General features: G+C 69.9%; 24 protein-coding genes and 1 riboswitch. Of the genes, 10 read left to right on the plus strand and 14 right to left on the minus strand.

The window, feature by feature from the left end; genetic code table 11:
- Positions 1-25: 25 nt before the first annotated feature.
- Positions 26-1,147, minus strand: a complete 1,122-nt coding sequence (locus tag AC0QSG_RS11285; RefSeq protein WP_475375450.1) for a histidinol-phosphate transaminase — start codon at positions 1,145-1,147, stop codon at positions 26-28.
- Between the two features lie 151 nt (positions 1,148-1,298).
- On the opposite strand from AC0QSG_RS11285, the gene AC0QSG_RS11290 reads away from it, so the two are divergent.
- The 5 genes from AC0QSG_RS11290 (at position 1,299) to AC0QSG_RS11310 (ending at position 9,751) form a co-directional block, all read left to right on the plus strand.
- On the plus strand, positions 1,299-2,702 hold the full coding sequence (locus AC0QSG_RS11290) for an MFS transporter (RefSeq protein ID WP_475375451.1): 1,404 nt from the start codon (positions 1,299-1,301) through the stop codon (positions 2,700-2,702).
- A gap of 58 nt (positions 2,703-2,760) precedes the next feature.
- Complete coding sequence (locus tag AC0QSG_RS11295; protein ID WP_475375452.1) at positions 2,761-4,920, plus strand: molybdopterin oxidoreductase family protein; 2,160 nt, start codon at positions 2,761-2,763, stop codon at positions 4,918-4,920.
- Positions 4,917-6,461: an FAD-dependent oxidoreductase gene (locus AC0QSG_RS11300; RefSeq protein WP_475375453.1), complete on the plus strand. Its 1,545-nt coding sequence runs from the start codon at positions 4,917-4,919 to the stop codon at positions 6,459-6,461. Before AC0QSG_RS11295 ends, AC0QSG_RS11300 begins: the two co-directional genes overlap by 4 nt.
- Positions 6,462-6,602: 141 nt before the next feature.
- On the plus strand, positions 6,603-9,314 hold the full coding sequence (locus AC0QSG_RS11305) for an AMP-binding protein (RefSeq protein WP_475375454.1): 2,712 nt from the start codon (positions 6,603-6,605) through the stop codon (positions 9,312-9,314).
- Between the two features lie 32 nt (positions 9,315-9,346).
- Positions 9,347-9,751, plus strand: coding sequence for a phage holin family protein (locus AC0QSG_RS11310; protein WP_475375455.1), 405 nt, complete (start codon positions 9,347-9,349; stop codon positions 9,749-9,751).
- Here the strand turns inward: AC0QSG_RS11310 and AC0QSG_RS11315 are convergent.
- Entirely contained in the window at positions 9,720-11,141 is a 1,422-nt protein-coding gene (locus AC0QSG_RS11315) for a hypothetical protein (protein WP_475375456.1), read from the minus strand. The two genes, AC0QSG_RS11310 and AC0QSG_RS11315, sit on opposite strands and share 32 nt — an antisense overlap.
- Positions 11,138-11,500, minus strand: coding sequence for a hypothetical protein (locus AC0QSG_RS11320; RefSeq protein ID WP_475375457.1), 363 nt, complete (start codon positions 11,498-11,500; stop codon positions 11,138-11,140). The genes AC0QSG_RS11315 and AC0QSG_RS11320 overlap by 4 nt, the downstream gene beginning before the upstream one ends.
- 172 nt (positions 11,501-11,672) lie before the next feature.
- On the opposite strand from AC0QSG_RS11320, the gene purB reads away from it, so the two are divergent.
- Both purB and AC0QSG_RS11330 read left to right on the plus strand, forming a co-directional pair.
- On the plus strand, positions 11,673-13,079 hold the full coding sequence (purB, locus tag AC0QSG_RS11325) for an adenylosuccinate lyase (protein ID WP_475375458.1): 1,407 nt from the start codon (positions 11,673-11,675) through the stop codon (positions 13,077-13,079).
- 49 nt (positions 13,080-13,128) lie between these two features.
- Positions 13,129-14,175 (plus strand): FUSC family protein, encoded by a 1,047-nt coding sequence (locus AC0QSG_RS11330; protein ID WP_475375459.1) that lies wholly within the window; start codon positions 13,129-13,131, stop codon positions 14,173-14,175.
- Positions 14,176-14,187: 12 nt separating this feature from the next.
- On the opposite strand, the gene AC0QSG_RS11335 is transcribed toward AC0QSG_RS11330, so the two are convergent.
- A complete protein-coding gene (locus tag AC0QSG_RS11335) occupies positions 14,188-14,823 on the minus strand; it encodes a DUF2695 domain-containing protein (RefSeq protein ID WP_475375460.1) in 636 nt (211 codons plus the stop codon).
- On the opposite strand from AC0QSG_RS11335, the gene AC0QSG_RS11340 reads away from it, so the two are divergent.
- Together AC0QSG_RS11340 and AC0QSG_RS11345 are read left to right on the plus strand one after the other, a co-directional pair.
- Positions 14,798-15,364: a DUF488 domain-containing protein gene (locus AC0QSG_RS11340; RefSeq protein ID WP_475375461.1), complete on the plus strand. Its 567-nt coding sequence runs from the start codon at positions 14,798-14,800 to the stop codon at positions 15,362-15,364. The two genes, AC0QSG_RS11335 and AC0QSG_RS11340, sit on opposite strands and share 26 nt — an antisense overlap.
- A complete protein-coding gene (locus AC0QSG_RS11345; protein ID WP_435727827.1) occupies positions 15,364-15,576 on the plus strand; it encodes a hypervirulence associated TUDOR domain-containing protein in 213 nt (70 codons plus the stop codon). Before AC0QSG_RS11340 ends, AC0QSG_RS11345 begins: the two co-directional genes overlap by 1 nt.
- Positions 15,577-15,643: 67 nt before the next feature.
- Here the strand turns inward: AC0QSG_RS11345 and AC0QSG_RS11350 are convergent, their stop codons facing one another.
- The 5 genes from AC0QSG_RS11350 to AC0QSG_RS11370 form a co-directional block, all read right to left on the minus strand.
- A complete protein-coding gene (locus AC0QSG_RS11350) occupies positions 15,644-16,417 on the minus strand; it encodes an SRPBCC family protein (RefSeq protein ID WP_475375462.1) in 774 nt (257 codons plus the stop codon).
- Between the two features lie 130 nt (positions 16,418-16,547).
- Positions 16,548-16,943, minus strand: a complete 396-nt coding sequence (locus AC0QSG_RS11355) for a hypothetical protein (RefSeq protein ID WP_435727829.1) — start codon at positions 16,941-16,943, stop codon at positions 16,548-16,550.
- A 91-nt stretch (positions 16,944-17,034) separates the two neighbouring features.
- Positions 17,035-18,189 carry an aminotransferase class I/II-fold pyridoxal phosphate-dependent enzyme gene (locus AC0QSG_RS11360; protein ID WP_475377307.1) on the minus strand — a complete coding sequence of 385 codons (1,155 nt, stop codon included), beginning with the start codon at positions 18,187-18,189 and terminating at the stop codon, positions 17,035-17,037.
- A gap of 121 nt (positions 18,190-18,310) precedes the next feature.
- Positions 18,311-18,745, minus strand: a complete 435-nt coding sequence (locus AC0QSG_RS11365; RefSeq protein WP_475375463.1) for a hypothetical protein — start codon at positions 18,743-18,745, stop codon at positions 18,311-18,313.
- Positions 18,746-18,868: 123 nt separating this feature from the next.
- A complete protein-coding gene (locus AC0QSG_RS11370) occupies positions 18,869-19,687 on the minus strand; it encodes an oxygenase MpaB family protein (RefSeq protein WP_475375464.1) in 819 nt (272 codons plus the stop codon).
- A gap of 41 nt (positions 19,688-19,728) precedes the next feature.
- On the opposite strand from AC0QSG_RS11370, the gene AC0QSG_RS11375 reads away from it, so the two are divergent.
- Positions 19,729-20,217 (plus strand): septum formation family protein, encoded by a 489-nt coding sequence (locus AC0QSG_RS11375; protein ID WP_475375465.1) that lies wholly within the window; start codon positions 19,729-19,731, stop codon positions 20,215-20,217.
- Between the two features lie 37 nt (positions 20,218-20,254).
- Here AC0QSG_RS11375 and rlmN read toward each other — a convergent pair whose 3' ends face one another.
- From rlmN to AC0QSG_RS11400, 5 genes are all read right to left on the minus strand, one after another.
- Entirely contained in the window at positions 20,255-21,622 is a 1,368-nt protein-coding gene (rlmN, locus tag AC0QSG_RS11380; RefSeq protein ID WP_435727841.1) for a dual-specificity RNA methyltransferase RlmN, read from the minus strand.
- Between the two features lie 58 nt (positions 21,623-21,680).
- Positions 21,681-22,487 carry an SDR family oxidoreductase gene (locus tag AC0QSG_RS11385; RefSeq protein ID WP_475375466.1) on the minus strand — a complete coding sequence of 269 codons (807 nt, stop codon included), beginning with the start codon at positions 22,485-22,487 and terminating at the stop codon, positions 21,681-21,683.
- Complete coding sequence (locus AC0QSG_RS11390; RefSeq protein WP_475375467.1) at positions 22,484-24,031, minus strand: acyl-CoA reductase; 1,548 nt, start codon at positions 24,029-24,031, stop codon at positions 22,484-22,486. Before AC0QSG_RS11390 ends, AC0QSG_RS11385 begins: the two co-directional genes overlap by 4 nt.
- Positions 24,032-24,036: 5 nt before the next feature.
- Positions 24,037-25,233, minus strand: coding sequence for a LuxE/PaaK family acyltransferase (locus AC0QSG_RS11395; RefSeq protein ID WP_475375468.1), 1,197 nt, complete (start codon positions 25,231-25,233; stop codon positions 24,037-24,039).
- The gene (locus tag AC0QSG_RS11400; RefSeq protein WP_435727845.1) at positions 25,230-26,693 is read right to left on the minus strand and encodes a sodium:solute symporter family transporter; all 1,464 of its coding nucleotides are present in this window, start codon (positions 26,691-26,693) and stop codon (positions 25,230-25,232) included. Before AC0QSG_RS11400 ends, AC0QSG_RS11395 begins: the two co-directional genes overlap by 4 nt.
- Positions 26,686-26,800, minus strand: a riboswitch (TPP riboswitch). Its footprint overlaps the gene before it by 8 nt.
- Positions 26,801-26,924: the final 124 nt, after the last annotated feature.

Consider the following 26,924-nt stretch of genomic DNA (forward strand, 5'->3'; position numbering starts at 1 on the left):
GGACCGTCCCCCGTTCTGTTACCAACTAGGAAAGGGTCGGCCGGTTTGGATAGTTGCTACAAAGCTCGAGGAAACGGGTGTTGGCCTCCGGCTCGCCGATGCTGACCCGCACGCCCTCGCTGCCGAACGCGCGCACCGACAGCGCGCGTTCCGCGGCAAGCCGGGCAAACTCCTCCGTATCGGCGCCCAGGTTCAGCCAAACGAAATTGCCCTGGGCGTCCGGAACGTCCCACTGCAGCTCGCGCAGTCCGCGCACGACTCGTTCCCGCTCGTCGACCAGGCTTTGTACCCTTTCGACAACATCGCCGAAATTCTCGACCGACGCGACGGCTGCCTTCTCCGCGAGCGACGAGACGGCGAACGGCGTCGCCATCACCCGCAGGTGCCGCGTGATCTCCGGGCGGGACACCGAATAACCGACGCGCAGGTTCGCCAGCCCATGCGCCTTGGAGAAGGTGCGCAGGACGACGACGTTCGGGTGCCGGCGGTAGACGTCGATCCCGTTGACGGCGTCTTCGGCGCGGACGAACTCGTTGTACGCCTCGTCGATGACCACCAGGACGTTGCGGGGGACCGCCGCGAGGAAGCCCTCCACCTCCGCCGTCGTCAGGATGGGACCGGTCGGGTTGTTCGGGGTGCACAGGAGCACCACCGACGTGCGGTCGTTGACGGCCGCGGCCATGGCGTCCAGGTCGTGGCGCCCGTCGGCGAGCAGCGGGACCTTGACGGAATCCGCGCCGGTGGCGCCGACGCAGATGGGATAGGCCTCGAAGGAGCGCCAGGCGTAGACGACCTCGTCCGCGACGCCGTCGTCGTTCTGGCCCGCGAAGGTCAGCAGGATCTGGGTGAGGGCGCCGAGGCTGCCGGCACCGGTGACGACGTCCTCGGCCGGGACGTCGAGGAAACCCGCCAGGGCGTCGCGCAGCTTCGTTGCCACGGGATCGGGGTAGCGGTTGTAGTCGACGCCGTCCTTGATGGCGGCCAGGACGGCCGGCACCGGGGGCATGGGGTTTTCATTCGAGGAAAGCTTGTACGCGGACAGCCCCTCGACGGCCGCTGGCGGCTTGCCGGCGGCGTACTTGGGCAACACCTCGAGCACGGGGCGGGGCTGCACCTCGTTGGGCGCGACGGAATTCTCTGAAGTCATGGCCCCAGCCTAACGCCGCACGGCCTTCCTCACGGGAGCGCAGAACGGCGGTGAGAAACCATTTCGCCAAACGCAACACGGGCCGGGCCTGCCCGAAACGCGGCGTTGGCAGGCTGGGGCCAAACGAATCCAGACCAAGTGGAGGTTCCGAATGGGTCCCGCCGAGCAACTCACAGCCCGCACCCGGGCACAGCCCCCCGTCCTGGCCATGCGCCCCGGCCGGTGGATCGACAACTGGAACGCCGAGGACTCGCACTTCTGGGAGGGGATCGGCCGCGACACGGCGCGCGTGAACCTCAAGTGGTCGATCTTCTGCGAGTTCCTGGGCTTCGTGGTGTGGCAGCTCTGGTCGATCGTGGCCATCTACCTTCCGGCGGCGGGCTTCGAGCTGACCACCGGACAGATCTTCTGGCTCATCTCCATGCCGAGCCTGGTCGGAGCGACCCTGCGAATCCCCTACACCTTCATGGTCGCCCGGTTCGGCGGCCGGAACTGGACGGTGGTCTCGGCGCTTCTGCTGCTCATTCCGGCAGGGGGGCTGGCCTGGGCGGTCTCGGATCCGACCACGCCGTTCTGGATGATGCTCACCCTCGCCGGCCTGGCCGGCTTCGGCGGCGGCAACTTCGCCAGCTCGATGGCGAACATCACCTACTTCTATCCGGCTCGGGAAAAGGGCTGGGCGCTGGGACTGAACGCCGCGGGCGGGAACCTGGGCGCCGCCGTCGCGCAGTTGATCGTCCCGCTGGCCGTGACGGCGTTCGCCGCCGGCGCGTTGAACCTGCCGATGGCCGGGCTCTTCTGGATCCCGTTCATCCTCTTCGCCGCGTGGGGCGCGCGCCGCCACATGCACAACCTCAGCCACGCCAAGGGGGACGTCGCCGGGTCCCTCGCGGCGCTCAAGGAACCGCACCTGTGGATCATCGCCTTCCTCTACATCGGGACGTTCGGCTCGTTCATCGGATTCTCCGCGGTCTTCCCGAAGCTCATCAAGGACACGTTCCCGGAGTTCTCCACCTTCGCCGTCGTCGGCGCCTCTTTGTCGCTCGCCTTCCTGGGCCCGCTGGTCGGTTCGCTCGCCAGGCCCCTCGGGGGCCGGCTCGCGGACCGGATCGGCGGGGCGCGCATCACGGTCACCGCGTTCGCCGTCATGGCGGCCATCACCCTGGCCGTCACGCTGACGCTTCCCGTGGGCAACTTCTGGCTGTTCCTGGGGCTGTTCATCCTGCTCTTCACCGCCAGCGGGATCGGCAACGGATCCACCTACCGGATGATCCCCACGGTTTTCGCGCTGCGCTCGGTCGGCAAGGCCCCGTCCACCCCGGAAGCGCTCTCGGTCTCGCCGGAGCGGCAGGCGTCCGCCGCCCTGGGGCTGGTCTCCGCGATCGGCGCGTACGGCGGTTTCCTCATCCCGCAGGCCCTCGGCGCCTCCGCCGGGGCCACCGGCGCCTACACGGCGGCCTTCGTCGGGTTCATCGCCGCCTACGTTCTGATGCTGGCGGTCACCTGGTTCTGCTACCTGCGTCCGGGCACGGCTTTCGCACGGCAGGGGGTGTAGCGTGCCGGCCTCCGCACCCACCCCGACGCATTGCCCGTATTGTGCCCTGCAGTGCGCCATGACAGTGACTCCGGTCGACGGCGGCGTCCCCGAGATCCGGGCACGGGACTTCCCCACCAATGGCGGCGCGCTCTGCCGCAAGGGGTGGTCCGCGGCCCAGCTGCTGGGCTCGCCGGAACGCATCACGCAACCCTTGCTGCGCGGTGACGACGGCGAGCTGCGCCCCGCCACGTGGGACGACGCGCTGGACGCCGTCGCCGACCGGGCGCGCGGCATCCGCCGGGACCACGGCGCGGACGCGGTGGCCGTGTTCGGCGCCGGCGGGCTGACCAACGAGAAGGCCTACCAGCTGGGCAAGTTCGCCCGGCTGGCCCTAGGGACCGCGATGATCGACTACAACGGGCGGTTCTGCATGTCCTCCGCGGCCGCCGCCGGCAACCGGGCGTTCGGCCTGGACCGCGGCCTGCCTTTCCCGCTGACCGACCTCGGCCGCGCCGACGCCATCCTGCTCTTGGGCTCCAACGTCGCCGAGACCATGCCGCCGTTTGTCCGCCACCTGCAGGGCGCGCGCGACGCCGGCGGGCTGATCGTCGTCGATCCGCGCCGCTCCGCCACCGCGAAACTGACGGAAGACGGCGCGGGATTGCACCTGAAGCCCACCCCCGGAACGGACCTGCAGCTGCTGCTCGGCCTCGCCCACGTGGTGCTCATGGAGGGCCTGGCCGACGAGGCATACCTCGCCGATCGCACGGGGGGGCGCGACGCGATCGTGCGTTCCGTGGCCCCCTGGTGGCCCGAGCGCGTCCAGGCCAGCACCGGGATCCCCGCCGGCATGGTCCGGGAGGCCGCGCACCGCCTCGCCGCCGCGGCCGAAACCGCGCGCTCCGGCGGTCCCGGCGTGTACATCCTCACCGGCCGCGGCGTGGAACAGCACGCCAACGGCACGGACACCACGACGGCGGCCATCAACCTGGCGCTACTGCTGGGGCTTCCCGGCACGACGGCGGGCGGCTACGGCACGCTGACGGGCCAGGGCAACGGGCAGGGCGGGCGGGAGCACGGGCAGAAGTCGGACCAGCTGCCCGGCTACCGCAAGATCACCGACCCCGCGCACCGCGCGCACGTCGCCGCGGCCTGGGGCGTGGACGAATCGCTGATCCCCGGCCCCGGCGTTCCCGCCACCGAACTCCTGCACAGCCTGGGCCTGCCCGGCGGGCCGCGGATGCTGATGGTCCACGGCGCCAACGTCGCGGTGTCGGCGCCCGACTCCGGTCGCGTCATCGCCGGCCTGCGGCGGCTGGACTTCCTGGTGGTGTCCGACTTCTTCCTCTCGGAGACCGCGGCAGAGGCCGACGTCGTGCTGCCGGTCCTGCAGTGGGCCGAGGAGGAGGGCACCATGACCAACCTGGAGGGGCGGGTGCTGCGACGCCGCCGTGCCACCGAGCCACCGGGTCAGGCGCGTTCCGAGTTGTGGATCCTGTCCGAGTTGGCCCGGCGGCTCGATGCGCCCGGCCGCTTCCCGGCCGACCCGCGCGAGGTGTTCGCCGAACTGCGCGAGGCCTCCCGCGGCGGACTGGCCGACTACTCGGGCATCAGCTACGAGGAACTCGATGCCGGCGCGGCGGTGTACTGGCCGTGCCCGGACGGCACCGCGGACGCCGACGGGACCGGCAACGCCGTCGGAGCCTGCGGGACGAATGCCGCCGACGGGCCGCGCCTATGCGGCACGCCGCGACTGTTCCTGGACCGCTTCGCCCACCCGGACGGGCGCGCCCGGCTCGTCCCGGTTCGGCTCTCCGCCCCGGCCGAGACGCTCAACGAACCCGGTTCCCTGACGCTGCTGACCGGCCGGCTGCTGGAGCACTACCAGTCGGGCGCGCAGACGCGGCGGGTGCCCGAGCTGGCGGCCGCGCAACCGGAGCCGCGCGCCGAACTCCACCCGTCCACCGCGCTGGCCCTCGGCGTGGCCGACGGCGACGCCGTCTCGATCAGCAACGATCGCGGCCGGGCCGTGGCCCGCGCGAGCCTGACCGCGGACGTGCGCCCGGACTGCGTGTTCCTGCCCTTCCACTTCGGCGGTGACGGTAGCGCGAACCTGCTCACCCCGGGCCTAACCGATCCCATCAGTTCGATGCCGGCGTTCAAGAACACGTCGGTGGTGGTGCGGGGCCTCCGGACCGCGGTGGAACCGCAGGCCATCCTGGCGGGTGCCCGATGAGCGCCCCGAAAAACACCGGAACCGTGGCCGGTTCCTCGGCAACCGGATTTCCGGAACGCCTCGTCGTCATCGGGTTCGGACCGGTGGCCGCGCGGTTGGTCGAGGAGCTCCTGCCGCGGGTCGCCGGCGGCGAAATCGCCGTCACCGTCCTCGGCGCGGAACGCCACGCCGCGTACAACCGCGTCCTGGTGGCCGACGTCGGAACGGGACGCACCACGCCGGAGGCCGTCTCCCTCGCCGACGCGGCGGAACTCGAGGCCTCCGGGGTCGGTGTGCGACTGGGAACCACCGCGCTGCGCGTGGACCGGGCCCGCCGCACGGTGACGGTGTCCGACGGTCCGCCGGTCCCCTACGACCGGCTGGTTTTCGCCACGGGAGCCCGTCCCACCATCCCCGTCCTGCGCGGGCTGGATTTCTCCCCGCGCGGCGAGGCGTCGCTTCCGGACGGCGTCATCGCGCTACGCGGGCTCGACGACGCCGCCGCCCTGCTGACGGTCGTCCGGGCAGCCGGCCGCGTGGTGGTGCTCGGCGGCGGCATCCTGGGCGTGGAGGCGGCGCTGGCGATCCGGGAGGCCGGCGCCTCGGCCACCCTGGTGCACCACGGCGACGTTCCGTTGGCCCGTTCCGTGGACCACGACGGTGGCCGGGTCCTCGCGGCCGCGTTGGGAGCCGCCGGCGTCGACGTGATCCCCCGGGCGAAGGCGGTCGGCGTGCGGCTGGAAGCCGGACACTTCGCCGGGCTGGAACTCGACGACGGTTCCGTGGTGCCGGGCGACCTGCTGGTAGTTTCCGCCGGAGTTCGCCCGCGGGCCGGACTGGCCGAGGGATGCGGCCTGGTGGTCGAGCGTGGCATCCGGGTCGACGGGCATCTGCGGGCGGACACGGAGGACCGGGTCTTCGCGATCGGCGACTGCGCCTCCGTGGAGGGGCGTCCGCCGAGCGGCCTGATCGGCCCGGGGTGGACGCAGGCGTCCTGGCTGGCGGGGTACCTTGCCGAGAATCCGCTGCGCCCCTCCGGTTCCGTCCCGGCAAAGCGTCCGGGCGTCCCCGCCGAGCGTCCCGGCGTCATCCTGCTCAAGGCCCGCGGGGTGGACCTCGCCGCGGCCGGTGGCGTCGCCGTGGGGCCGTGGGACGGCGGGCCCGAGCGCGTCAGCGTCTGGTCGGACCCGGAAGAGCGCCGCTACTGCAAGATGGTCACGGTGGGCGGCGTCCTGACGGGGTTTTTGGCGGTCGGGATGCCCCGGACGGCTGCGGAGCTGGTGCTGCTGTACGAGCGCGGAAGCGAGCTCCCGGCGGACCGCACCACGCTCTTCCGCCTCGACGACGCCGCACTGCCCGCCGCGGCACCTCCGGTCGGGGAGCACGACGTGCTCTGCCGCTGCAGCGGGGCGACCCACGGGGAGGTCACGGCCGCCGTGGACTCCGGCAACGACTCGGTCGACGCCGTGGGTAGGGCCTGCCGGGCGGGGACGGGATGCGGCGGCTGCCGGGACCGGATCGAGGAGATGCTCGCGAGGGTGGCCGTCGCCGCGGCCAGATGAGGCGACAAATTACGACACATTGCCTTTGCGTTGTTCTTTCAGGTGTCCCTAAGCTCGTATCCTTGGATACGTCACCCGGCGGCGCGCCCGACGTCACTTCCATGCGCCCCTCCGCCGGATCCCCTTCCGGAAAGTCCGTCCATGAGCACGTCCGCCCTCACCCGCCCCGCGTCGGCAACCGTCGCACCCTTGGCCACCGCCGCGTCCCCGGGCCCCACCGAGCCGCCGCCCACCACGCTCCGCGGAGTCCCCTTCGCGCAGCGCCTGGCGCACTTCGGCGCGCGCGCCGCCGTCGTGCTCCCGGACCGTACGGTGGACTACACGGAGCTCGCCCGACAGGTCGACGACGTGGCCGCGCGCCTGGGTCCGGAGCCGCGGCTCGCGGTGCTCGCGGCGGACAACACGCTGGGCTCGCTAGTCGCGTATCTGGCGTGCCTCGCCACGGGACACCCGCTCGCCGTCGTCCCCGCGGACAAGCCCGAGACCCTCGAGGCGCTGGTCGCGGCCTACGCCCCGGACGTGGTCCTGCGCGGCGGCGGGGAAGCCACTCTGATCGAGGAACGGCACCCCGGGTCGGCACACGACCGGCACCCGGAGCTCGCCTTGCTCATGAGCACGTCCGGTTCGACGGGCTCACCGAAGCTGGTGCGCCTCTCCGCCGCGAACGTGCAGGCCAACGCGGAATCCATCGCCGAATACCTGCGCATCGGCCCCGGCGACCGCGCCGCCACCACGCTGCCGCTGTCCTACTGCTACGGTCTCTCGGTGGTCAATAGCCACCTCCTTCGTGGCGCGTCGCTCGTGCTCACCGAACTGTCCGTCGTGGACCCGTGCTTCTGGGAGGCGTTCCGGGCCGCGGGCGCCACGTCCTTCGCCGCCGTGCCGTACACGTTCGAGCTGCTGGAGCGCGTCGGATTCGGGGCCATGGACCTGCCATCGCTGCGCTGTGTCACCCAGGCCGGGGGGCGGCTAGCGCCGGAGGTGGTGCGCCGGTACGCGCGCCTGGGCGCAGCCGGCGGCTGGGAACTTTTCGTCATGTACGGGCAGACGGAGGCGACGGCGCGCATGGCGTACCTGCCGCCGCAGCTGGCCGCCGAGCACCCCGACGCCATCGGCGTGCCGGTGCCGGGAGGGACCTTCCGGATCGATCCGGTGGACGGGCTGGAGGACGGCGAGCTGGTCTACAGCGGCCCCAACACGATGCTCGGCTACGCCGAATCCCCTGCGGACCTCGCCCTCGGCCGGGTCGTCGACGAGCTGCGGACCGGAGACCTGGCGCGCCTGGGCGACGACGGCCTGTACCGGATCGTCGGGCGGCGGAGCCGTTTCGTCAAGATCGTCGGGCTGCGGGTGGACTTGGGCCGGGTCGAGGCACTCCTGGCGGATCTGGGCGTGGACGCCGCCGCCACCGGCGCGGACGAACGGCTGGTCGTGGCCGCCGCCGGGGAGCATGACGGCGGCCTGCTCGCCAAGGACCTCGCCGGGCGGCTGGGGTTGCCCCGCCGTTCGGTCGCCGTGCATCCGGTCGTTGATCTCCCCCGGCTGGCGAACGGCAAGATCGACTACCCGGCGGTGCGGGCACTGGACGCGCCGGTATCCGCCCGCCCGTGGTCGGCGGGCCCGTCCGACGCCGGATTCGGCTCCCGAGGCGGAGGCCCGGCGGTGCTCGGCCCAGCGGGCACCGCTGCCGTCGCATCCGGCCCCGAGGACGTCCGGTCCGTCTTCGCCGACACGCTCGACGTCGATCCACACTCTGTCAAGGACGGCGACTCGTTCGTCTCACTCGGGGGCGACTCGCTTTCCTACGTCGCCGCGTCCATCCGCCTCGAGCAGTTGCTGGGACACCTACCCGCGGATTGGCACGTCACTCCCGTCTCGCGCTTGGTACCGCTGTCGACCCCGCCGGTGCCCGGGCGCCACCGGAACAGCGACATCGGTTCCGCGGCCGCCCGGGCGCTGCGGATGGCTCCCCTGGAATCCGGGATTGCGCTTCGGGCGGTCGCCATTGTGGCCATCGTTTCCTCGCACGTCGGCCTCTTGGATTTCCAGGGCACAGCACACGTGCTGATGGCCCTGTGCGGGTTCAATTTCGCGAGGTTCCACCTGGCCGGCGGCCGGCTGCCGCGACTGCGCCGGCAACTGGTCAGCCTGGCACGGATCGTCGTCCCGAGTGTCGCGTTCATCGGTGTTGCGGTGCTCGTCTCCCCGGACAAATACGAGTGGTACAATGTGGCGCTGCTCAACGCGTTCCTCGGGCCCACATCGATAGGCAACACCTGGAACTTCTGGTTCATCGAGCTCCTGGTGTACATCCTCGTGTGCATGGCGGCGCTGCTCGCGGTGCCGTGGGTCGATCGGACGGAGCGGCGGTTCCCGTTCGCGGTTCCGGTGGGGCTCCTGGCCATCGGGCTGGTCCCGCGATTCGGCATCCTGGACGTCCCCGCCCCGCACACCATGCCGGTGCTGTGGCTCTTCGCTTTGGGTTGGGCTGCGGCCCGGGCCCGGACCTTGCGGCACCGGCTCCTGCTCACGGCCATCGCCGCGGCCAGCACACCCAACTTCTTCGCGGACGACCCCTCCCGGAACGCCGTGATCCTCGCCGGAATCCTGGTCATGGTCTGGGTCCCCGTCTTCCATTTGCCCGCACTCCTCCACCGACCGATCGGCGTGCTTGCGATGGCGTCCGTCTACGCCTATCTGGCGCACTGGCTGATCTATCCGCCGCTCGTGCACCATGGTGCGGCGTTGGCCGTCGCGGCGTCGCTGGTCGGAGGCATCGCGTATTGGGCAGTCTCATCGCGTGCGATGCGCCGTCTCGAGAGATTTGCCGCGCGGGCGCGGCCACCGGCCTGACGGTCGCGCCCGCGGTGTGTCAGGATGGGCGCATGTTCAGCTTCATAGTCCGCGTCATCGTCAACGCCCTCGCTCTGGCCGCGGCAGCGTGGCTCCTGCCCGGCATCACCATCGGGTCCGAAGCCACCGCCGAAGCCACGGGAAACGACACGGCCGGGATCATCCTCGCGTACCTCTTCGTCGGGTTGATCTTCGGACTCGTGAACGCGGTGGTGCGGCCGATCATCGGCTTCCTGTCCCTGCCGATCACGTGCCTGACGCTGGGGCTGTTCGCGATCGTCATCAACGCGGGCATGCTGATGCTGACCTCGTGGATCGCCGATTTCACCCCGATCGGCTTCAACGTGGCGAGCTTCTTCTGGGACGCCATCCTGGGATCGATCATCATCAGCGTCGTCTCCGCGGTCATCGGCTGGGTGGTCCCTGGCCGCGACTAGTGGCTCGGCGCCGGCCGGGGGCGCCGCCGCTGGGGACTCCACCGACCGGGGCGCGCCCGAGGCGAACGGTGTGCACGGTGGCCACCGCCGCTCCGGCGAACACCGTTCCGAGGGCCGCCCGCGCCTCCACCACCGCAGGGTCCTCCGAGTCCGCCAGCGCACGTGTTTGTTGGGCGTAGTTGCCCAGCCCGTGTGCCGCGCCGAAGCCGCCCGCCGCCCTGTCCGTCTCCGGAGCGTAACCGTCGAAGTACACGGTGACCTGGTTGCGCCCGTTGGGATTCGTGGCTCCGTCCGTCCCCGGCACCGGGTCGTCCACGTGCTCGAGCTGCAGGCCGCGCACCTGCGAAGGCAGCGGGGTCCCGCCCACAGGCGATCCGGCGGTGACAACGTATTCGACGTCGTAGGCGGCGGAAACGCGCGGATCGACCGCGAGGTTCGCGGCGTGGATGCCGCCTTGGCTGTAGCCCGTGAGGACCAGCCGATCCCCCGGTTCCGCTCCGACAAGTTCCAGCGCCTCCAACGCCCCGGCGGCCACGTGCTGGCTCCCGAGTCCCATGCCCTCCACCACGCCACCCCCGTCCCACGGGTTGGTTCCCTCCGCGCCGGACTCCGACTGTGTTCCCGGCAGCGTCAGCACGTGCACCGTACCCCGATCGGTGGCGACGGTGGTCACCAGCATCGCGCCATGACCGGAACGCCCGGGTTCGGCATCCGCCTGGAGGGCCAGCAAGTCGTCCATGCCGCCCCGGAACGGCACGCCCGAGCGCGAGGAATGTCCGCGGATCTCCAACGGCGCGACGCTCACCCACTCCAGGTCCGTGGCCACACCCGCGATCCGCGGGTAGAGCCGCTCCGCCACGGTGGTCTCGAACAACCCCCCGTGCGCCCGGTCGCGCAGCTTGCCGAACTGCGCAGCGACGGGATACGAGGCGGGGAACAGAATCGGCAGGATCGTGCCGACGAGCGCCGGCGACTGGTTGATGAGGTCCTCGGTCGTCACGGTCCTGGGCCGGAATCCGTTGGTCTGCAGGTCGTGCGCCAGGATCAGCGGGAGCAGGGCGGCGCGGGCCTCGTTGACCAGGCGGCGCACCCGCTGTTCGGTCTCCTCGTAGACCACGCGGCTCCGCTCGACGGCCTCGCCCAGGATGCCGGCCTGCGCCTGGGCGCCGCGGACCAGCAGCGATGCCCGCCGGAGCTGCCATTCCGCCGTCGCCGCCAAGGCGGCGTCCTCCGAAGCCGCCAGCATCGCCAGGGACAGGAGCGAACCGTCGAGGCAGCCCGCGGCCTCGCCCAAGTCCGACGCCGTGCGGCCCAGAAACGTCCGCGCGCGCTCGAGCTCCGCCAGGCTGAAGTCCGCGCTGGCGACTCCGCCGCTGCTTCGGGCACTCATCGGGGTCCTGCCCCTCCCCATTCCGGCAACCCCATGCCCGGCAACAACGGCCTGGTGGCCGATTCGACCACCTGTTCGGCCGCCGCCGTCAACGCCAGATTGCGCAGGCTCCGGAGGGCAGCCGCCAAGACCCGCGCCTGTTGAACGTCATGCCGGGCCCCGTCCACGCTGCCGGACAGGAGCAGCAGCTCCGCTTGCAGCAGGGCCAGCTGCCGGTGGAATGCCACGCCCGCCGGGGAGACCCAGTCCAGCCCGTGCAGCTCCCCGAGGCTCCGCCGGGCGGCGGCAACGTACTCGTCCGCCTGCAGGGCGCGCCGCTCCATGTCCTCCCAGACCATGTCGTTCCATTCCCCGCCCATTGCCCTTGCCCGCCCCTCCGTCGGCCGTTCGAACCGGTCATCCCACGCTAGAAGGCCACGGACCGCCGCACTCGGCGACCACCCGAAATGTGGATCGCGCCATCCGGGGCGGTCGTGTGGAGGGCATGACACCGACTCTCGACGACGCCGCGGATCGTGGAAGAATGGCCGCATGGCTGATTCCGCGCGCACTTCCCTCGCTTCCGAACCCCTCGCCCTTGGCGCCCTCGACGGGCGCTACCGCGCCGCCGTCGCACCGTTGGTCGACTACCTGTCCGAGGCGGCCCTGAACCGGGACCGGGTGCATGTGGAGGTCGAGTGGTTCATCCACCTGACCGGCCAGTCCGTGCTGCCCGGCACGGAGCCGCTGACCACCGAACAGGTCGAGGGACTGCGCCGGATCGCCACCGAGTTCGACGCCGCATCCGTCGCCGAACTCGCGGAGATCGAGGCCGTCACCGTCCACGACGTCAAGGCCGTGGAATACTACATCGGGCGTCGACTCGGAGGCCTCGGGCTCGAGCACCTGACCCCGCTGGTGCACTTCGGATGCACCTCCGAGGACATCAACAACCTCTCCTACGCCGTCGGCGTCCAGGGCGCCGTCGAGGACGTCTGGCTGCCGGCCGCGCGCACGCTCGTGGAACAGATCGCGGCGATGGCCGGGTCCACCCGCGAGATCCCGATGTTGTCCCGCACCCACGGACAGCCGGCCACGCCGACGACCCTCGGCAAAGAGCTCGCCGTCGTCGCGTGGCGTCTGGGCCGCCAGCTGGACCGCATCGCCCGAACGGAGTTCCTGGGCAAGATCAACGGCGCCACGGGCACGTACGCCGCGCACTATGCGTCGGTGCCGTCGGCGGACTGGCAGGAGGTCGCCCGCACGTTCGTCGAGGGGCTCGGGCTTTCCTGGAACCCGCTGACGACGCAGATCGAGTCGCACGACTGGCAGGCCGAACTGTATGCCGACGTCGCCCGGTTCAACCGCATCCTCCACAACTTCTGCACGGACGTGTGGAGCTACATCTCGATCGGCTACTTCGCGCAGATCCCGGTGGCCGGTGCCACCGGTTCCTCGACGATGCCGCACAAGATCAACCCGATCCGCTTCGAGAACGCCGAGGCCAACCTCGAGATCTCCAACGGCCTGCTGGACACGCTGGGCGCGACGCTGGTGACCAGCCGGTGGCAGCGCGACCTCACCGACTCCTCCTCGCAGCGCAACATCGGCACCGCGTTCGGCCACTCACTGCTGGCGATCTCCAACGTCGCCAAGGGACTGGACCGCCTGGACGTCGCCTCGCAGGTGCTCGCCGAGGACCTCGACCAGAACTGGGAGGTGCTCGGCGAGGCCATCCAGATGGTCATGCGCGCCGAGGCCGTCGCAGGCGTCGAGGGCATGGAGAACCCGTACGAGCGGCTCAAGGACCTTACGCGAGGGCACCGGGTCGACGCCGCGCGGATGAAGGAGTTCGTCGGGGGACTCGGGCTCTCCGATGGCGCGCGCGAGCGCCTGCTGCGGTTGACCCCCGCCACGTACCACGGCATCGCGCCGGACCTGGTCGACCACCTGAAGTAGCGCATCCCAGGAGTTGTCTGCGCGGGACGCCGGTGACACAGTAGGCCGAATGAAGATCTCCGAACGCATGCGCCACGCAATGGGCGAACGCACCCTGCTGGCCGGGAAGGTGGCCCTGGCCGCGGGCACCGCTTGGGTTCTGGCGCCGTTCATGCCGGGCGTGGCCGCGGAGTTCCCGTACTACGCCCCCCTCGGCGCGGTCATCACCATGCACCCGACCTTCGTGCATTCGTTCCGGGTTGGTCTCGAGACCCTGCTGGGCATCGTATTGGGAATCCTTCTGGCGGGGGCGTTCGTCCTGCTTTCCGTGCCCCCGCTGGCCGGAATCATGTTGGTCACGGGCGTCGGGGTCTTGCTCGGCGGGCTTCCCCGCGTGGGTGCCGGTCGCGACTACCTTCCCATCTCCGCCCTGTTTGTGCTGGTGCTCGGTGGCGGCGACGCCGACGGCTACTCTTTTGGATACCTCGTCCAGATGGGGCTCGGGATACTGGTGGGGATAACGGTGAACTTCGTCGTGTTTCCGCCACTCCGCACGGCGACGGCAACGTTGGATCTGGAGCAGTTCCGGCAACGGCTGGCACGCGACCTGGACGCCATCGCCGACGACGTCGGCGACCGATGGCCGCCCGATGGGGACGTGTGGCGCCAAAGGGCACAGGCCCTGCTCGACGACTCGCGACGTGTTCGGGCGGGACTGGACCTTGGCGGCGAGAGCGCCCGGGGGAATCCGCGGGCCAAGCTACTCGGCATCGACCAGAGCGACGACTACGTCACCATGAACGCCTTGGACAGCATCTCCTTCCAGGTGCACGACCTCACGGAGCTCCTCGTCGGTCCGCTTGTCGGCGAGGGCCTGGACGGAGACTTGCCCGAATCCTTCCGCAGGCTGGTGGCCCGGTGCCTCCGCGACGCGTCGGCGCGCACGGCGGCGGACGGCGAGACGCCGGACGACGCCCCGGAGACGGGGCAAGAGCCGTTCGTCGAACTCGAGGAATGGCTAGTGTCCGAGCCGGCGGCCGGGTCAGACAACTTTCAGGTCCAAGGGTCGGTGGCGAAATGCCTGCACCGAATCCGGGACGCCCTGCACAAGGTGTAGCCCACCGCCGTTTCACCGCCATCGCCCGCGCCGAATGCGTACCCAGAGGCAGCACGGCTGGGTGGAGCCACGCCTAACACCGTGGCATTCCGGCACCGGGTTCATGACGAAATCGCCGTTCTCGTCGACCGAAACGTGTCTCGGGTTCGGTTGGAACGCATTGAGGAAGACCTCGCACTCGCAGCAGCAGGCGCCCATTCGGGCCAACCGTCGCAGCAGGGCCGTCGACCGGGGAGCCGCCTCGTCACGGTACCTTTCCGTGAACGCGTGTCCCCGGCATCCGAAATCGAGCATCCTGTACAGGTAGCACAGTAGGCACTCCCGCGCTCGTGGACTGGTGAGTTCCGCGGACAGGGACCGCAGTTCGCCCTCCAGGTTGTTGATGTCCAGCTCACCCATGTTTCCGCTCCCTTCGCCGGCGGCTGGTCGTCGCCGTTGCCAGTGAGCATGGCAAGCCTGTAACCTCTCCGGGAATGCTGGCCCCCATTTGTGGATGACGCGGACGTCGTGCCTCCTGTGGAGGCGATATCGGTCGGAAACAGGGGGAGCCCAGATGGCGACAAGCACACCCGGCGTCGGGCACCCTGTGTAAGACTGCGACGCGCGAAAGGCACTCAGGACGATGACGTCGAAGTGGCCGGGGACCATGTGGACGATCGGGCATTGGACCTGCCCGCAGGAGGCCGTGGCCAGCACGCTTGCGGCCGCCGAAATCACGCTGTTGGCGGATGTGCGCAAGATGCCGGGCTCGCGTCGGAGCCCGCAGTTCGACGCCGGGGAGATGTCTTCATGGTTGGCGGCGTCCGGGGTCGAATACCTGCACCTGACCGAGCTCGGGGGCCGGCGTCCGCGCCAACGCGGGATCGACCCGGTCGTCAACGGCGGCTGGCACAACGCGAGCTTCAAGAACTACGCGGACTACACGCTCACGCCGGAGTTCGAGCAGGGACTCGAGCGGCTCACCCGTCTGGCCGAAAACCGGAACGTCGTCGTGATGTGCGGCGAACCGATGCCGTGGCGGTGCCACAGGTTGCTCATCTCCAACGTACTGGCCGCCCGTGGGTGGCGGGTGGTGCACCTGACCGTCAACGGCCGGCCGCGCGAACACGAGTTCGGACAATCGGGAGCGACGCCAACGGTGGGCCGCGACGGCGTCGTCACCTATCCTGTCGGCGAGGAGGAAGCCTGATGAGCAGCAAATTCAAGGTAGGGGACCACGTGAGCTGGAATTCGGAGGCGGGACGGGTTTCGGGCACGATCACCAAGATCCACGTCAAGGACTTTCAGTACAAGGGACATCAACGGCACGCAAGCCCCGATGACCCGCAGTACGAGATCGAAAGCGATAAAACCAGCCACGTCGCCGCCCACAAGGAAGAAGCGCTTCGGAAGCTGAAGTAGGCGGAAGGGCCGGGCGCCGATACCGGAAATCGTGTCCGGTATCGGCGCCGCCGACGCAACGTCCCGACTACCGCGGCGTCGTGCCCCGGGGGTCCGTGGTGGGAGGCAGTTTTGCGTCCTCGCCCGGTCCGACCACGGTGATGCCCGCGGCGGGGTCCGTTTCCTCCACGACGACCGGGTCCGGGGCGACGACCGGCGTCACTGGCGGAACCGTGGCCGGCGTCGTGCTTTGGTCCGCGCCCGACTTCTTGCCCGATGCCGCTGCGGCGGCACCTGCGGCCGCTGCGACCCCGAGCCCGACCGCCGCGGCGGTTCCGGACACGCCGGCCTTGCCGCTGTCGCCGCGCGACGCGGCGGCGTCCTGCACCCCGGGGGTGGCGCCGGCTCCCTCGTTGATGGTTCCGCGCCACGCGCCGCTCGCGTAGCCCTCGGACTCGATGAACTCCTTGAAGCGGACGAGGTCCCCCTCCGCCTGCTTCTCGACGACATTGAGCTTGTCCCCGATCTTCTCGACCAGGCCTTCGGGATCGTATTCGAGGGAAAGCCGCACGGACGTCTGCCCGCCGCCGACGTCCTCGAACGTCACCACCCCCGCGTTGGTGGCGCCTTCCGTCGCGGCCCACGCGACTTTTTGGTCGGGGACCTGCTCCACGATCCGGGCTTCCCACTGCCGGCGGACCCCGCCGATCTCCGCGATCCACTCCAGGCGGTCGTCGCCGAGTTGCGTCACTTGCTTGATCGCGCCCATGAATTGGGGAAAGTCCTCGAACTGGGTCCACTGGTTGTAAACCGCGCTCACGGGCATGTTCACCATGATCTGCTTCTCAATCCTCGTGCTCACGACGTCTCCTTTGGCTAGATCCGGAATGAAACTGGGTGGCCCTGGCCACGCCGGAGACGCTACCGCCTGCTCCCACCCGTTGCCAGACAAGGAACCCGCGGTTTTCGAATCCGCCGTAACCGCCGCTTCCCTACTGCTGTTGCCCGAAGATGAACGCCTCGGCGTGCACGACGGCCTTCCGGAACGAGTCGTTCCGTAGCGCTGTATCGTCGGCGTCTTCGACGTATTGCGTGAAACCGGGCCGCAGCGCCCAAATCCCGCCGGCCGGCGGAAGGTAGAAGACAGCGAACGTCCGGTGCTCGCTCCCGTCTTCCCACACCGGCACGACGGCGACCGCCGCCCCGGTGTCGACGTTGATCCATTGCGCGCGCGGCCGCGGTTGGTTCTCGTCGTAGACACTGGGGTCCAGAAATGGTGCCGTGCCCGGTCCCCAACGCTCCTCAAACCGCTCATGAAACACGGGGAAGAGGTTGTCGTCGTAGCGGCGCCATCCGCCGCGGTCGCCGTCGCTGCGTCCACCGAACATTTTGGGCTCCTGTTCTTTCCGGCCGTCCGTGTGGCTTCAGAAAGAAATTGCATCGCGCGGCCGGACTTGTCAAGACCCTCGTATACGGCTGTCACCGCCGTCGTTCCTGGAACCTCACGATGCGTTCGACGGCCTCCAGCACGGCCTTCTGGCCCGCGGCGAAGCTCAGCCGCACAGCGCGGCGCCCGCCCACCGCGTCGAAATCAGCGCCCGGAACCAGCGCCACCCCCTCGCTTTCGAGCAGCGCGGCGCAGTACGCCGTCGAGTCCTCGAAGCCCTCCAACGCCGCACCCAGGTCGGCGTAGAGGTAGAAGGCACCGTCGGCGGGTGCCGCGTCTCCCCAGCCCAAACGCTCGAGGTTCGCCAGAAGGGCCGCGCGGGTGGCCGCGAACTCCGCGACGAAGGCCTCCGCCTCGGCGTACGCTCCCTCGCCGAACGCCTCGATCGCCGCGTACTGCGCAGGGGCCGGCGGGCACAGCGCCACGTTGCCGGCCAGCGCGTCGACCGTGGACACCAGATCGTCCGGGACGATCGCCCAGCCGAGCCGCCAGCCGGTCATCCCCCAGTACTTGGAGAAACTGGAGATGACCACCGCGCTGCGGTCCAGCTCCCACGCGCACACGCCGCGGGCGTCCTGTGTCCCAGCGTCCGCGTAGGTGATTCCATGGTAGATCTCGTCGCTGACCAGTCGGGCGCCGCGCTCGGCGCACCACGCGGAGAGCGCGGCAAGTTCGGGGCGCGAGACCATGGTTCCGGTCGGGTTGGCGGGGGACGCGAGTACCAGTCCGGACAGCGGGCCGTGTTCGCGTTCGGCGGCGTCGAGCAACGCGGGCGTGGGTTGGTATCGGGACCCCGGTCCGCAGTCCACCTCGACGACATCGACACCCAGTGCGCGCAGGATGTTGCGGTAGGCGGGGTAGCCGGGACGGGCCAGCGCCACGCGGTCCCCCGCGTTGAAGGCGGACAGGAACGTGAGCATGAACGCGCCGGACGACCCGGTGGTGACGGCGACGTTGTGGGCGTTGACCTCGAGGCCGTACCAACTGCGGTAATGCTCCGCGATTGCCGTCCGCAGGACGGCGAGTCCCAGCGCCGGTGTGTAGGTCAGCGGCGTCCGCGAGGCATGGATGGCCTCCGCCCGCTCCGAGACGGCCGTAGGTGCTCCACCGCTCGGCTCGCCCGCGCACAGGGACACGACGTCGCGCCCCTGTGCCCGAAGTTCCGCGACTCGCTGGAGGATGTCCATCACCTGGAAGGCGGGAACCTGTGCGCGGCTGGCGACGGTGGGTTGGGGTTTCACGGAGGCACTCCTGCGGCAGAACGGCGGCGGTCGCCTCCAGCTTTCCACACCCGCCCCGCGTCACCGGTCATGCCCAGAGCCGCTTGTGTTTGTGTGCCCCCGCGGGCCTCTCGTTTCCCGAGCGCAGCCACAAGTCGCACGCCGCCGTGGAACCACGCACCACCTCGTGGCACCACGGCACCCCGTCGACCGGCTTGTGGCACGAGCAATATCCGGTCGGGTCCCAATTGGGCTCGTTGGGTCGATGAACGGAGAAAACAAGTTCCCGGTCCGTGCCGACGCCGGCGGCGAGGAGTCTCTCGATCAGGGTGGTGTCCTTGGACGCGGCGTACGTCCGGTAGAGGCTGGCTAGCTCCAACTGGCCTCCGGCGCCGTGGTTTCGCCACATGCGGTAGACGTAGCAGACGAGGCACTCGCAATGCTTCGGCGCCTTCTGGGCCAGGGGCAGTTCCGCGAGCACCTCCCGCAGTCCCACTTCGGTTGAATGGTCCTGATCTGTCATGGTTTCTCCCTTCCACGACCATGGTCCCGGCAGGACGGGCCCGGTGGAGCGGGATACCGGTAATTGTGGAAGGTCCGACCCGGCCGGGATCCTGTGCAGGGAGTTTCCAGACTCCCGCGGCCCTCAGGGCCACCGGAGATAGTAGCGCATCGGGGCGTGCCGGATGGCTTCCGGCAGCCGGGGATAGACGACGGCGGTCGCGGAAAGGACCGCGCGGAACACCCGGTCCCGGGCCGCGGACCACGGCAGGCCGAAGGCCGTCCGCAACTCCGGCGTCAGCAACCCGGCGGTCAACAGCCGAGCCAGCGGCATCAGGAGGCGCGCCCATAGTGGGGCGTTCCGGGCGGCCAGCAGCTCGCGCGCGGCCGAGGCGACGGCGTCGTCCACGCGGAGCGTCGGCAGCATGCCCGCCATGTAGGACGCGAAGGCCTCTCGCGTGGCCGGCCACAGCTCCGCCGGCATCTGCAGCGCCGTGCCCAGCACCGCGTAGTCCCGGTACAGCGCGTCCGCGGCCGCCGGAGACAGCGGCGGGAAAACCGCGCCACGGATGGCGGTCGCGGAATCGTAAAGCGTGGCCGCGACCCACAACTGCAGTTCGGGATCGCGGGCGTCGTAGGCGGGGTGGATCCCGTCCGCCGCCGCGTCCGCCCGCACCGGCCCATGGGCCCGATCGACCCAAGCCCGCGCCGCGGCGGCCTGCTCCGGCGTCCCGTTCGTCAGCGCATAGATGTATCGGAGCGTCTCGTGGAGGCGTTTCAGGGGATCGTGCGCGAACGAGCTGTGCCGGGCGACGCCGTGGCCCACCGCGGGATGCGCCAACTGCAGCAGGATCGCGCGGCCGGCGCCCGCCAACAGCACAGATTCCGGTGCGACGTCGGCAATCCCGTGCATGCGACTGCCGTGTCTCCCATCGAGTCCCATGACGGCGATCGTAACGTGCATTATGCTCTTGCCATCATTCGCATCATTGGTCGGGGGACCCCATGAACCAGCGCCTGCTTCACCTCGCCCTGGCGGCTGGCGCCGCCGTCGTTCTTTCCGGCTGCTCGGCGCTCGGCATACCCGGCGACGCTCCGCGGGACGACGCCGGTGCCGCCACCGCGGCCGCGCGGGCCGACGCCTTTGCCGTCAAGGTCGGGGACTGCCTGCAGGATCCGGGACAGGAGGAGGTCAGCGCCGTGCGGATTATTCCGTGCGCAGAGCCCCACCAGATGGAGGTCTTCCACGGCTTCAACCTGACCCAGGGCGAGCTCCCGGCCACGGACGACGAGTGGTCGCTCATCGAAGAGGAGATGTGCGACCCGGCGTTCGCGAAGTTCGTCGGCGTTTCCTGGCTCGACTCCACCTTGGAGACCAGCAGCCTGAATCCTACGCCGGAGAGCTGGGCCGAAGGCGACCGCGAAGTCCTCTGCATGGTGGCGATGCCGGGCTTCGAGGAGACAACCGGGACGCTGGCCGGATCGAAGCGCTAGGTCCGGAACACCGTGCCGGCCGTGCCGGTCGACCCGGCTATTCAGCGGCGGCGAGCTGGCCGCAGGCCCCGTCGATCTCCTTGCCGCGAGTGTCGCGCAGCGTGGTCGGGATTCCGTTGTCGATCAACCGGTTGATGAACTCGCGGGTGACGTCGCGCTCGGACGCCGTCCAGATGGAGCCCGGTGTCGGGTTCAGTGGAATCGGGTTCACGTGGACCCAGCCGCGGCCGCGCTTGTTCAGCTTCTTGGCCAGCAGCTCCGCGCGCCACGGGTGGTCGTTCATGTCCTTGATCAGCGCGTACTCGATGGACACGCGCCGTCCGGTGACGCGGTAGTAGTTGTACGCGGCGTCGAGCGCCTCGTCGACCTTCCACCGCGAGTTCACCGGGATCAGGTCGTCGCGCAACTCGTCGTCCGGCGCGTGCAGGCTCAGCGCGAACGTGACCGGGACGTTCTCCTCGGCCAGCTTGTTGATCGCCGGGACCAGCCCGACCGTGGACACCGTGATGTTCCGGGCGCTCATGCCCAGACCCTCGGGCCCCTCGGCGACCATGCGGTGAACGGCCGTCATCACGCGCTTGTAGTTCGCCAGCGGCTCGCCCATGCCCATGAAAACAATGTTGGTGACGCGCTCGGCGTCGTGCCCGCCGTCGCGCCGGGTCCCGCCGAGTCCGCCCTCGGCGATCACCCGGTTGGCCTGGACGATCTGGTCCAGGATCTCCGCTGCGGACATGTTGCGGGTCAGTCCCGCCTGTCCGGTGGCGCAGAACGGGCAGTTCATGCCGCAGCCGCACTGGCTGGACACGCACAGCGTCACGCGTCCGGGGTAGCGCATCAGCACGGACTCGACCAGCGAGCCGTCGAACAGCCGCCACAGGAACTTGACGGTGTCGCCGTTGTCCGTGGTGAGGCGCTTGATCTCGGTCAGCAGCTTCGGGAACATCGCCCCGGCAAGCTCCCCGCGGCGGTCCTTCGGGAGGTCGCTCATCACCTCCGGATCGGTGGTGTAGTGCTGGAAGTAGTGCACGGAGAGCTGCTTGGCGCGGAACGCCGGCAACCCCATCTCCTTCAGCTTCGCCTGGCGCTCCTGGAGGGAGAGGTCCGCCAGGTGCTCCGGCGGCTGGGTCACCCGGGTGCGCGTGCCGAACTGCAGCTGCGGCCGTCCGTCCGGACCCATGGCCTGCTTCCAGCCCTCGGCCGTTGGCTTGACTTGGATGCGGCCGTCGCTGCGCTTCGTGGTCAGCTTCTCCGGCGTGCGCTCGGGGCGGACGGCGTGCGCCCGGGACGTGCCCGTCCGGTGGTGTCCGTCGGCGGGATGGAGGTCGGCCGGCTCGTGGACGGCCGGGGAACCCGGACCGGCGGGGGTGTGCTTCCGGTCCTCGTTGCGGTGCTGGTCTGAAGTCATTACGTCCATTCTCCCACGCGTGTCCAGCCCGGACGCGGCGGTGCGCCGGGAAGGAGGGTCAGTTCATCACGAGCCCGCCGTCGACGAACAGACAGCCGCCGGTGACGAAACCGGACCATCCACTGGCAAAGAACAGCACGGCGCCGGCCACGTCCTCCGGGGTGGCGAGCCGCCGCAGCGGCGTGGCCGCCTCCAGCGCGTCGCGCTGTTCGTCGGTCGCGGCCCTGCTCGAATCTGTTGGATACACGAGCCCCGGGGCAACGCAGTTCACCGTGATGCCGAAGGGTCCCAGATCCGACGCGAGGTTGCGGGAAAACCCCCGCAGGGCCGATTTCGCGGTGTTGTAGTCGTGGTAGGCGACGCCCGGCCTTTCGATGAGGTCCGTGACCAGGTTGATGATCCGCCCGCCTCCCGCACCCTTCATCCCGGGCAACACGGCGCGGCAGAGATTGAACGCGCCGCCGACGCTGCCTTCGAACTGCGACTGGTACTCCTCCCAGGAGATGTCCCACGCCGTGCGGCGGGTCAGCGGATCGAACGTGTAGCTCCGCAGCGCGTTGTTCACCAGCAGGTTGACCGGGCCCCATCGTTCGGTGACGTCTTCGACCATCGCTGCGACGGCATTGGCGTCGGTGACATCGGAGGCGTACGCCTCCGCCCGGCCGCCCGTGGCCTCCACCTCCGCGACCACCCGGTGCGCCGCCTCGGCGTTCCGCAGGTAGTTCACGACGACGGTCGCCCCATGGGCGCCGAGCGCTCGGGCGGTCGCGGCCCCGACCCCCCGGCTGGACCCGGTGACAATCGCTACCCGGTCCGCCAGGAGGTTGCTGGTGCCGAGGGCGCGTCCCGGGCCCTCCCGGCTCACGGGCGAATCCCCTGGCTGACGTGGCGCCCGGGAAGCGTCCATTCGGCGTCGTAATGTTCCAGGGCAGCCTCGGCCGCGCCCTCGATGTCGACCCAGCGGACCAGCGACGTGAGGTTTCCGCGTCCGTCGTGGTGCCACCCGGCGGCGGGCTCCGGCATCTGCCCCACGGCACAGATCCGGTCGACGCCACACCGTCCCAGCGCCAAGGACCATGCGTCCAGGCGTTCGGGCGAGCACGCGATGCCGACGCTCTGCAGGTAACGGGACAGGGGGCCCGCGAGGCGTACGACGTCGTCGATTCCGTCCACCGGATGCACCCGCAGGAGCCGGTTCAGCGGCGAGGGTTCGAACCGCACCGGCCCTTCTTCGTAGACCACGGTCCAGCTGGTTCCGGATTCGCTGGTGAACAGCCGGACCGATTCGTCCTCGTAGGCCCGGAACTCGTAGTGCGACCTGACCCGCTCGATGCCCGCGCTCTCTTCGAGGGTGAGCCGGGCGCGGGGCTTGTTGCGCTCGAATCGCCCCATTTCGGACGCCACGGCCTCCACGAACGTCCCGGGGTCCACCGCCCCGCCGCGTTCCACGAACACGCAATGCGGGGACAGGCATCCTTGCTGGTCGTACTGCGAGGCATCGTGCGCCACGCGTCGGGCGGTCTCAGCGTAGCGGTTCAGCGCCAGGGCTTCCCGCCCGACGACGGCGAAGCTCATCTTGTGCCCGTGCGGCACGAACGGCATGCCTGCGGGCAGGCGCTTTGCGACGCTCTCGATGGCCAAGCGGCCACCGGTCGCGGTCACGGCCCCGGAGTGGGCGAAGGCCGCCTGTTCAATCGCGTCGTCCCCGCCCGGCCAGTGCAGGATGGACAGGCACGCGGCGAGGGCGGGGTCCTCCTCGGCCAGGCTGCGCGCAAAAAGCACCGCGAACAATGGTTCCCCGGACGCGGATTTTCCCAACGTCGCCGACTTCACCAGAAGCGCGCACACGAGGTTCCACACCGGCAGCCCCGGAACGTTGCCGGCGAAAAACTGCGTCGTCAGCCCCGGTCCGTAGGCGCGGGAACGTCCCTGCGCCCGGTTCGGCTGGAAGCCGTCGAGCACCAACGGGTTGTCGAAGTCCTGGGCGAGGAAACGCAGCAGTCGGTCTCGACGAAAGGTCTTGAGGTAGTCCTTGAGCCCCCGGCGCACCATGTCCGGCGAATACCCGGTCACTGTGGGCAGCAGCTCCTCGGCCTGCCGCCGCAACGGGTAGTCCGGATCAGACCATTTCGCCACTACCCGTCCGAGCACTTCGACGATCTCCATGACCGGACGCTCGGCCAGGCAATCGACCTGGGCTTGGAGGAGCCGCCGACACACGAGGTCCACCAGAGCCGGAGTCACGACCGGCATGCGGAGATCGACGGCGCCCCACGAGCGGGTTTCCCACCCGAGGCCGTCGAGCTCGGACTGGCTGAGTTGGGGCAGGAAGAAGCCATCGACGGCCGGCCCCGCGGCGGGCGGGCGGCCGGTGGGCGGCGGGACTTGCCGTTGTTCGGCGGCGGTCATGGCGATCAGCTCCGGTTCGCGCCGAGGATTTCGTCCAAGGCGATCGAGCACCCGCGGGATTCGGTTCCCTCGGCACGGCCACGGAGGACGAATTCGATCGCGGCTTCCCGACCGGGATCCGGTGCGACCAGGTGGCCGACGTCCTCGGCCAGAACCGCTAGGCACGATCCCCGGTTGGCCAGATCGTAGTGGACAATCAGGCCCCTCTGCCCAGGCTCCACGGACGCCCCGGTCTCCGGGTCCACCACACGGATCCGCGTCCACGCCGGGACGCCCTTGCGGCGGGTCCGGACGCCGGTTCCCTCCCAGCCGTCGCGGAGTGCGGTGTCGTAGTACTGGGAGCTGATCTCGGTCATCCCGTAGTAGTTGACGCACCGGGACTCGGGAAGTCCGAGGAGCCGCCCGAACCGCGCGCGCAGGTCCTCGGCGGACACCTCCCGGGAGCGTCCCTTGTACCCTCCGGTGTCCAGCAGGCGGCTCCCCGCCGGCAGGCGGAAGGCAAGTCCCTCGTTGTCGAAGGCGTCCAGCAAATGCACGTAGGCGAAGGAGGCGCCCAGCAGCGCGACGGGCTCCCCCGCTTCCTCGGCCTCCCGCAGGACCGCCGCCACGCGCCGCACGTCGAGGCGGTCGTTCTCCATGAAGTGGGTGCTGCCCGCTGCCCCGAAGAAATCAACCAGGCGGCCGAAAAAGTACGCGAGCGAGGAATGCGGCTGCTCCCCGGGGCGGGCGTTGAGCACCAGCAGGCGGATGCGTTTACGGTCCGGCAGGAAGTAATGCTCAAATCCCGCGCGCAGCGACGCGTCGTACAAGTGGAGGTGCGGATGGTGGTTGCGCCCCCGCTGGGTGGGGTCGGTGCTGCCGCTGGTCATGAAGACCGCCGCCGCGTCCTCCGGTGGCTCGCACGCGAGAGTGAGCTGCTTGAACGCGGCCAACGGCACAGCGGGGATCTGGTCCCAGCTGGTGATCCTCCCCGGTTCCGCGCGGCGCGAGCGGCAAAAGCGCCGGTAGGCCTTGTTGTGGCGGTATTGGTGCTCGAACAACTCGAGCGCGAGTCCCCCGAATTCGACCTCCGCGTCGCTCCCGCCGGCCCCGCCCCCGCCGCCGGTTTCCGACGGTGCGGCACCGCGTTCGACGAATGCCTGGATCCGCAGATCCAGGCTGTCGCGTTCCACGGCCGCGGCCGGCTCCGCGTCGGCGGTCATCGGACCGTCTCCGGCGCATCGGCGGCGGACGGTCCCGGCCGTTGCGGCGACGTCAATGGCGTGGCCAACGCACCAATGCCCTCCATGTCCCGGCTCCGTCCGGACGCCAGGGAAACCACGACGGTGACCAGTGCGGAGGCGAACAGCGCGGCGAGGAACGGGGGAAGCGCGAGTCCCTCCGCGAAGGTCGCAACGGCAATGGCCTCGGGAAGGCTGCCGCCGACCGCGAAACCGTACCCGAGGGCGGCCACGAGGCCGGCCACCGAACCGCTGACCGCGCCGCCCGGCGTCGAACGGCGCCACAGCCCCAGCAACGCGGGCACGATGGTGGCCGCGCAGAAAAGGTCCGCTATGAGGAATAGACGCAGCACCGAGAAGCCCTGGAACGCGACGAGTACCGGGATGACCGTGAACACTGCCGTTGCGATGCGTCCACCGGTGAGCCCCATGGAAGGGGTGTGCGTGACGGCAACGGCGGCGAGTCCGTTCTGCAGCGTGTCCACGGTGGATGCCACCAGCGCGAGGGTGAGCATGAGGACCAGCGCGAGAACCCATTGGGGCTGGAAATCCAGCAGGGCGAAGAAGGGTGCGGGCGGTTCGCCGAGGGAGACGCCATAGGCCGCCGCGAGCAGACCGACCATGCCCGCGGCGAAAACGACGGGAAAGCGCGTCACTGCCCCGAGGACCGCTCCGCGGCCCAGCGCACGCCCGTCCCGGGCCGCCCACACCCGCTGCCAGTAGCCGTTGTGGAAGAGGGTGGTTGCCGTCACCGCCACGACGAGCGTCAGTGCCGCCTCGACGCCCGTCAGGTCCACGGCGAACAACGCCGGATCCATCGGCGCGGCTTCCCGCGACAGTCCGCCGAAGAGCAGTGCGCCGACGACTATCAGCAGGGGAAACAACAGCCAAGATTGCCACCGGTCGGTCCGGATGGAGGCGCGGAGGCCCCCATAGGCCGTATAGAGAACGGTGATGAGCGCGACCGCGGCAATGCCGACCCGCGGATCCATGCTGGACAGGCGTCCGAGCACGGCGCCGACGGCGGTCAGTTCAGCTGCCAACGCCACCAGCATGTACAAGACGGAGATGCCGAGCACGTAGACGTGCATGGTGCGGCCGTAGCGGATCCGAACGAATTCGATCAGGCTGTGCCCCTCGGGAACCAGCGCCCGCAACCGCCGTCCCACGAAGACGAGGCCGAACAGGGGAACCGTGATCGCCACGGCGTACCCCAGGACGCCGGCCAGCCCCACTGAAGCGCCGACCTCGGGCGCCGCGAAGAGTATCCAGGCCCCGACGCCCGAGGCAAAAAACGACAGCCCCAGTCCAAGTCCGCCCTGGCTGCCGCGTGCCACCGTGAACTGTTCGAGGTCGCGGTCCCGGCCCACGGCCAGCCCAACCCACGCGAAAACACCGAGAACGCCCGCCAGAATTGCGATGGTCGTGGAAACACCAAGCATGAATGCTCATCCCTTCGCCGGCATTACCCGGACAGGTTCATGCGGTCGGCGACGTCGTCATTCGCCCTCTCAGCCCGGTTCGTACCCGAGCTCCCGCTCTACACGACTCGACTGTAGTCGCGCCGCTGCCCGCCTCCAAACCGGAATTCGTCAAGCGTTCGAGGCTGTGGATCGGTTCGCGGGCATGTTACTGGCCCACGCGCCGCTGGCCGTTCCCGGGGACATCGAACC

The sequence above is a fragment of the Arthrobacter sp. LT660 genome, assembly GCF_056172845.1.